This window comes from Flavobacterium frigidum (genome assembly GCF_048286795.2).
Window position 1 is genome coordinate 168,419 of record NZ_JBLVPT020000006.1, and the last position, 6,000, is coordinate 174,418.

Consider the following 6,000-nt stretch of genomic DNA (forward strand, 5'->3'; position numbering starts at 1 on the left):
TGTTAAATATCTTTTACAAAAATATATTTTCTTTTTAATAAATACTATTGTCTGATAAAATTTTATTCGTATTATTGCATCACAATACCGTAAGCACTTCATACTGCGGTTGATTCAAAATAAAGTTCACTACCCATCTTTACATTATTTCCCAAAAATTAATTAAACTCATAGAACATTCATGTTTGATATTTCTGCATTAAAAGAAATGAAGCTTTCTGAGCTTCAAGAAATAGCTAAGTCCGCTAAAACCATAAAATTTAATGGTGTAAAAAAAGAGACTTTAATTAGTCAAATTTTAGAACATCAAGTGGTTGCCGTCGATGCTGCATCAAATACAAAAAAGGACGAGAGTCTTGATGACGACAAGCCCAAAAGAGTTAGAATAGTTCCCGTCAAAAAAGCATTGATTCAGAAAAAAACAACAAATACTCTTTTTGAAAAAGACGAAATCGAAACAACTGATTTAGTTGAAAATAATGCTGTAATTGAGCCTATTTCAAATGAAGAAGCTGCTCCAAAAGCGGAATCGAATGTAAATGAAAAGAAAGTAGGCAAAGTTATTAAGTTTAATAAATCAGCTTATGAGAAGAAAATTGCTTTAAAAAAGGATAAAGAAGAGGTGAATGAAGCAAACACGGATACTGTGATTGTTGCAGACATAGCAACTGAAGAAAAAACTGAGGCTCCTGCAGCTCCAGTAAAAAAGATAAATCCAAACCAATTACACAAGCAAAATCCAAATCAGAATCCGAACCAAAATCCAAATCCAAATCAAAACGGAAATGGTAACGGGAATCAAAATCCAAATTTTAAAAATAAGAAAAGTAATTTTGCAGCTTCTGATTTTGAATTTGACGGAATTATAGAAAGTGAAGGTGTTCTTGAAATGATGCCTGATGGTTATGGTTTCTTGCGTTCTTCGGATTATAATTATTTGGCATCTCCAGATGATATTTACTTATCGACATCTCAAATTAGATTATTTGGTCTTAAAACTGGAGACACCGTTAAAGGAGTGGTTCGTCCACCAAAAGAAGGAGAGAAATTTTTTCCATTAGTTAGAGTTTTAAAAATAAACGGACACGATCCTCAAGTGGTACGTGATAGAGTTTCATTCGAGCATTTGACTCCTGTTTTTCCTTCTGAAAAATTTAGATTAGCCGAAAAACAAAGTACTATTTCCACCAGAATCATCGATTTGTTCTCACCAATAGGAAAAGGACAGCGCGGAATGATTGTGGCACAACCAAAAACAGGTAAAACGATGTTGCTGAAGGAAATTGCAAATGCAATTGCTGCCAACCATCCTGAAGTGTATTTAATTGTTTTATTGATTGACGAACGTCCAGAGGAAGTTACTGATATGCAACGCAGTGTGCGTGGCGAAGTAATCGCTTCTACTTTTGATAGAGAACCACAAGAGCATGTGAAAATTGCGAATATCGTTCTTGAAAAAGCAAAACGTTTGGTTGAATGTGGTCATGATGTAGTGATCTTACTCGATTCAATTACACGTTTGGCCAGAGCGTACAACACCGTTCAGCCAGCTTCTGGGAAAGTATTAAGTGGAGGTGTGGATGCCAATGCTTTGCAAAAACCAAAACGTTTCTTTGGAGCTGCTCGTAATGTAGAAAATGGCGGTTCATTAAGTATTATTGCTACTGCATTGACAGAAACAGGTTCTAAAATGGATGAAGTTATTTTTGAGGAATTCAAAGGTACTGGTAATATGGAATTGCAATTAGACAGAAAAATTGCAAACAAACGTATTTTCCCTGCTATTGATTTAACTTCTTCAAGTACTAGACGTGATGATATGTTATTGGATCAGAAAACCTTGCAACGCATGTGGATTATGCGTAAAATGCTTTCGGATATGAATCCAGTAGAGGCAATGACTTTAATAAATGATCGTTTCAAACAAACGAGAACTAATGAGGAGTTCTTGATTTCTATGAATGATTAATGAAATAGCAATTTAAATTCCAAAAATCAATTTTTTGATTTGGTTAAAAACATAAAAAACTCCAATTTTCAATATGAAAATTCGAGTTTTTTGTGTTTATCAATTGGAATTATTTTTTCTAATTGAATTTATAACTATTCTTTTCTCTCGAGCAAAGCCATATAAAATCCATCAAAACCACTTTCTGAAGCCAAAATCTTTTGATCTTTAATAAAATTGAATTGTTGACCAATTTCAGTTGTTAAAAATCGCTGTACTTGTTCTTGATTTTCGGAGGGTAATATAGAACAAGTTGCGTACACTAATTTCCCACCTGGTTTTACAATTTTAGAATAACTTTCTAAGACTTCCGATTGTACTTTACGAATGTTGTCAATAAATTCAGGCTTTAATTTCCACTTAGCATCAGGGTTTCTTTTTAGAACTCCCAATCCACTACATGGTGCATCAATCAAAACTCTATCGGCTCTTTCATGAAGTTTTTTAATCACTTTTGTAGAGTCTATAATGCGGTATTCAATGTTGAAAGCACCGTCTCTTTTAGCTCTTATTTTTAATTGCTTTAATTTACTTTCGTATAAATCCATAGCAATCAATTGTCCTTTATTTTCCATTAAAGAAGCAATATGCAAGGTTTTCCCCCCTGCACCTGCGCAGGTATCTACTACACGCATCCCGGGTTTAACATCAAGGAAAGCGGCAACTAGTTGTGAATTTGCATCTTGAACTTCAAAGAAACCTTGTTTAAAAGCATCGGTCAAGAAAACATTAGCTCTTTCTTTTAAAACCAAAGCATCCGGCTGGTTTTTTAAGGTTTCGGTTTCAATATTTAAGTCCATTAAAATAGCACGTAACGCTTCTCTGGTTGTCTTAAGCGTATTTACTCTCAGAATTACGCGTGCTGGTTGGTTTTGAGCTGCTATTTCAGTTGCCCAAATTTTTTCTCCTAATTCTTTAACTCCTAATTCATCCATCCAGTCTGGAATAGATTCTTTCAAAGCTCTTACTTTAGAAAGTTCATCAAAACGACCTTTTATTTTTCGTTCCGGTGTTCCTTCTAACTGGCGCCAATCAGGAATTGGGTATCCTCTTAATACTGCCCAAACAGAAAACATTCTCCAAAGATTATCTCTGTCAAAAGGTTCTTTTACTTCGGCTATTTCTGCATATAATCTTTTCCAACGAACAATTTCGTAGATGGTTTCGGCAACAAACTTTCTGTCTGAGCTTCCCCAGCGTTTGTCTTTTTTTAAGGATCGGGCAACAACTTTATCTGCATATTCACCTTCGTTAAAAATGGCATTTAATGCGTCTATTGTGGTGTAAACTAAATTTCTGTGTAATCTCATTTTAAATAATTGAGGTGCAAAGGTACTATTAATTGATTTGAATGCTATATTTTAAATAATGAATGTTGTTTTTAAATTTTATAAGTAAAAAAAAACACTGTATAAATACAATGTTTTTAGTTTTTAATCATCCGATTTTTATTTTACTCTGGTCAAACCAATTTTTTCAGGGGCATGGAGCACCATTGGGAATTTCTCAATTTTTACAGAGCTACTATCCAAACCAAACGCTCTTTCTTCGGATAAACTTAATTTTTTGATTAAGAAATAAGAGTTCATAATTATTTTTTCATGCCATCTTAAGTCACTATCGTTTGAAAGGAATTTTTCGGATAACACAAATTTAAAATCTCCTATAATATTGTTTTTATTTAAAGATTCATACCTACTGGTAATATCCATTTCACCTTTTTGTACCATGTCTTTGATAACTTCCTTGAACATCAAGTTGATTTTTGTAGGTTCTCTAAATCCTAAATTAAAGTCTACTCGGTACAAGTCATCTTTAACAATTTCTGTCACTTTATATTCTGTTTTGTAGGGTTCAGTCAAAATATTTACGTGAACAAACCAATATATATCGGCTCTCTTTGGTCTTTTTTGCAGTATAGAATACATTACTTTTTCCTCGATTTCATCTGTTCTACTTGCATTAGTCATGTATACTAGGTGCGTCGCATATTTTGGTATAGATAGATCAGCACTCAACTCAACAAGTACTTTTTTATAGTCTTCAATTTTAACAATTTTGGTGTAACTTTTATTAATCTTCTTGGCTAAATACCAAATTGTCATCACTGATATCAGCGATAATGCAATAAATAGCGTTACATAACCGCCTTCAGCGAACTTCGTAATGAGTGCAGCAAGAAAACTAAATTCGATAATTAAATAAATAGTGATTAAAGGCACAATAAAATATAATTTCACTCTTTTCATTATCAAATAAAAATTAAGTAAAATAGTGGTCATAATCATGCATAAAATGATAGCTAAACCATAGGCATGTTCCATATTACTTGATTCTTCAAAGTGCAGTACAATTCCAACACAGCCAATAAAGAGCAGCCAGTTGATGGAAGGAATGTATAATTGTCCCTTTAATTCTGTTGGGTATTTAATTTTGACTTTTGGCCAAAAATTCAGTCGCATCGCCTCATTGATCAATGTAAAAGATCCACTAATTAATGCTTGTGAAGCAATTACTGCAGCAAGAGTTGCGATTACAATTCCTATTGGTTGAAACCAGTCAGGCATAATTAAGTAAAATGGATTTCCATTTTTTCCACCAATTCCCTGCAACGTTTCACCTTCGTGCTGTATAAGGTAAGCAGCTTGTCCGAAATAATTTAAGACTAAAGCAATTTTTACAAATACCCAACTGATTCGGATATTTTTACGTCCACAATGCCCCATATCAGAGTACAAAGCTTCAGCACCAGTTGTACATAGGAAAACAAATCCTAGAACAAAAAATCCTTCAGGATGGATGCTTAATAAATGATACGCATAATACGGATTGATTGCTTTAAATACCTCGAGATTTTGAGAAATCTGCGCTATTCCTAAAATGGCTAACATTCCAAACCAAATTAGCATCATAGGCGCAAAAAATTTGCCAACTAGTTTAGTTCCAAATTGTTGTATGGTAAATAAAATAAATAATATACCTATAACGATGGGTATTGTGTTGATATCCGGATAATAGGTTCTTATCCCTTCTACAGCCGACGATACAGATATTGGTGGTGTGATAATTCCATCGGCAAGTAAGGCACTTCCTCCAATAATAGCGGGAACAATAAGCCATTGAATTTTTGTTTTTTTTACTAAGGCATATAAGGCAAAAATTCCACCCTCACCATGATTATCAGCATTCAAGGTGATAATTACATATTTAATGGTAGTAAGCAAAGTAAGTGTCCAAAATACAGCAGAAATTCCTCCTAACACAATATCGGTACTAATAATATGATCACCTAATACGGCTTTCATTACATACAATGGGGAGGTTCCAATATCACCGTAAATTATTCCTAATGAAATCAATAATCCACCTAATGTCCATTTAGTATGGAGGTCTTTGTGCGAAGTGTTCATAAATTTTTTTTAAAAAACTGGTCAAATTTACACTTTTAAAATATATTAGCGCTTTTTTATGGCATAAAAAAAACACGGCTTTTATCGCCGTGTTTTAAGTTTTGAAAAAATCTGTATTAAGATTTCCTAGAGTCGTTTCTAGATGAATTTCCTCTTTGCGACTCGTTTCTTTGTGGAGCCGATTCTCTAGAGGAATTCCCTCTGGGTTGCGTTTCTGCTCTTTGTGGAGCCATTTGACCCGAAGATGAAGATCCGTTTTGAGAATAATCTCTGTTAGAGTTTCCTCTTTGTGGAGCTGCTTCTCTTTGTGGAGCAGTTCTATTCTCAGTGTAATCTCTGTTAGAGTTTCCTCTTTGTGGAGCTGCTTCTCTTTGTGGAGCAGTTCTATTTTCAGTATAATCTCTGTTAGAGTTTCCTCTTTGTGGAGCTGCTTCTCTTTGTGGAGCAGTTCTATTTTCAGTATAATCTCTATTAGAGTTTCCTCTTTGTGGAGCTGCTTCTCTTTGTGGAGCAGTTCTATTTTCAGTATAATCTCTATTAGAGTTTCCTCTTTGTGGAGCTGCTTCTCTTTGAGGAGCAGTT

Annotated in this window: 3 protein-coding genes and 1 pseudogene; 1 reads left to right on the forward strand and 3 read right to left on the reverse strand. The window is 34.0% G+C overall.

Annotation, left to right across the window (positions count from 1 at the left end; all coding sequences use genetic code 11):
* Positions 1-181 precede the first annotated feature (181 nt).
* A complete protein-coding gene (rho, locus tag ACNQGB_RS08990; protein WP_417943393.1) occupies positions 182-1,969 on the forward strand; it encodes a transcription termination factor Rho in 1,788 nt (595 codons plus the stop codon).
* A gap of 134 nt (positions 1,970-2,103) precedes the next feature.
* On the opposite strand, the gene ACNQGB_RS08995 is transcribed toward rho, so the two are convergent.
* From ACNQGB_RS08995 to ACNQGB_RS09005, 3 genes and pseudogenes are all read right to left on the reverse strand, one after another.
* On the reverse strand, positions 2,104-3,318 hold the full coding sequence (locus ACNQGB_RS08995; protein ID WP_417943392.1) for an RsmB/NOP family class I SAM-dependent RNA methyltransferase: 1,215 nt from the start codon (positions 3,316-3,318) through the stop codon (positions 2,104-2,106).
* Positions 3,319-3,456: 138 nt separating this feature from the next.
* Positions 3,457-5,418 carry a KUP/HAK/KT family potassium transporter gene (locus ACNQGB_RS09000; protein WP_417943391.1) on the reverse strand — a complete coding sequence of 654 codons (1,962 nt, stop codon included), beginning with the start codon at positions 5,416-5,418 and terminating at the stop codon, positions 3,457-3,459.
* Positions 5,419-5,534: 116 nt separating this feature from the next.
* A pseudogene (locus ACNQGB_RS09005) lies at positions 5,535-6,000 on the reverse strand (hypothetical protein); the annotation flags it as partial.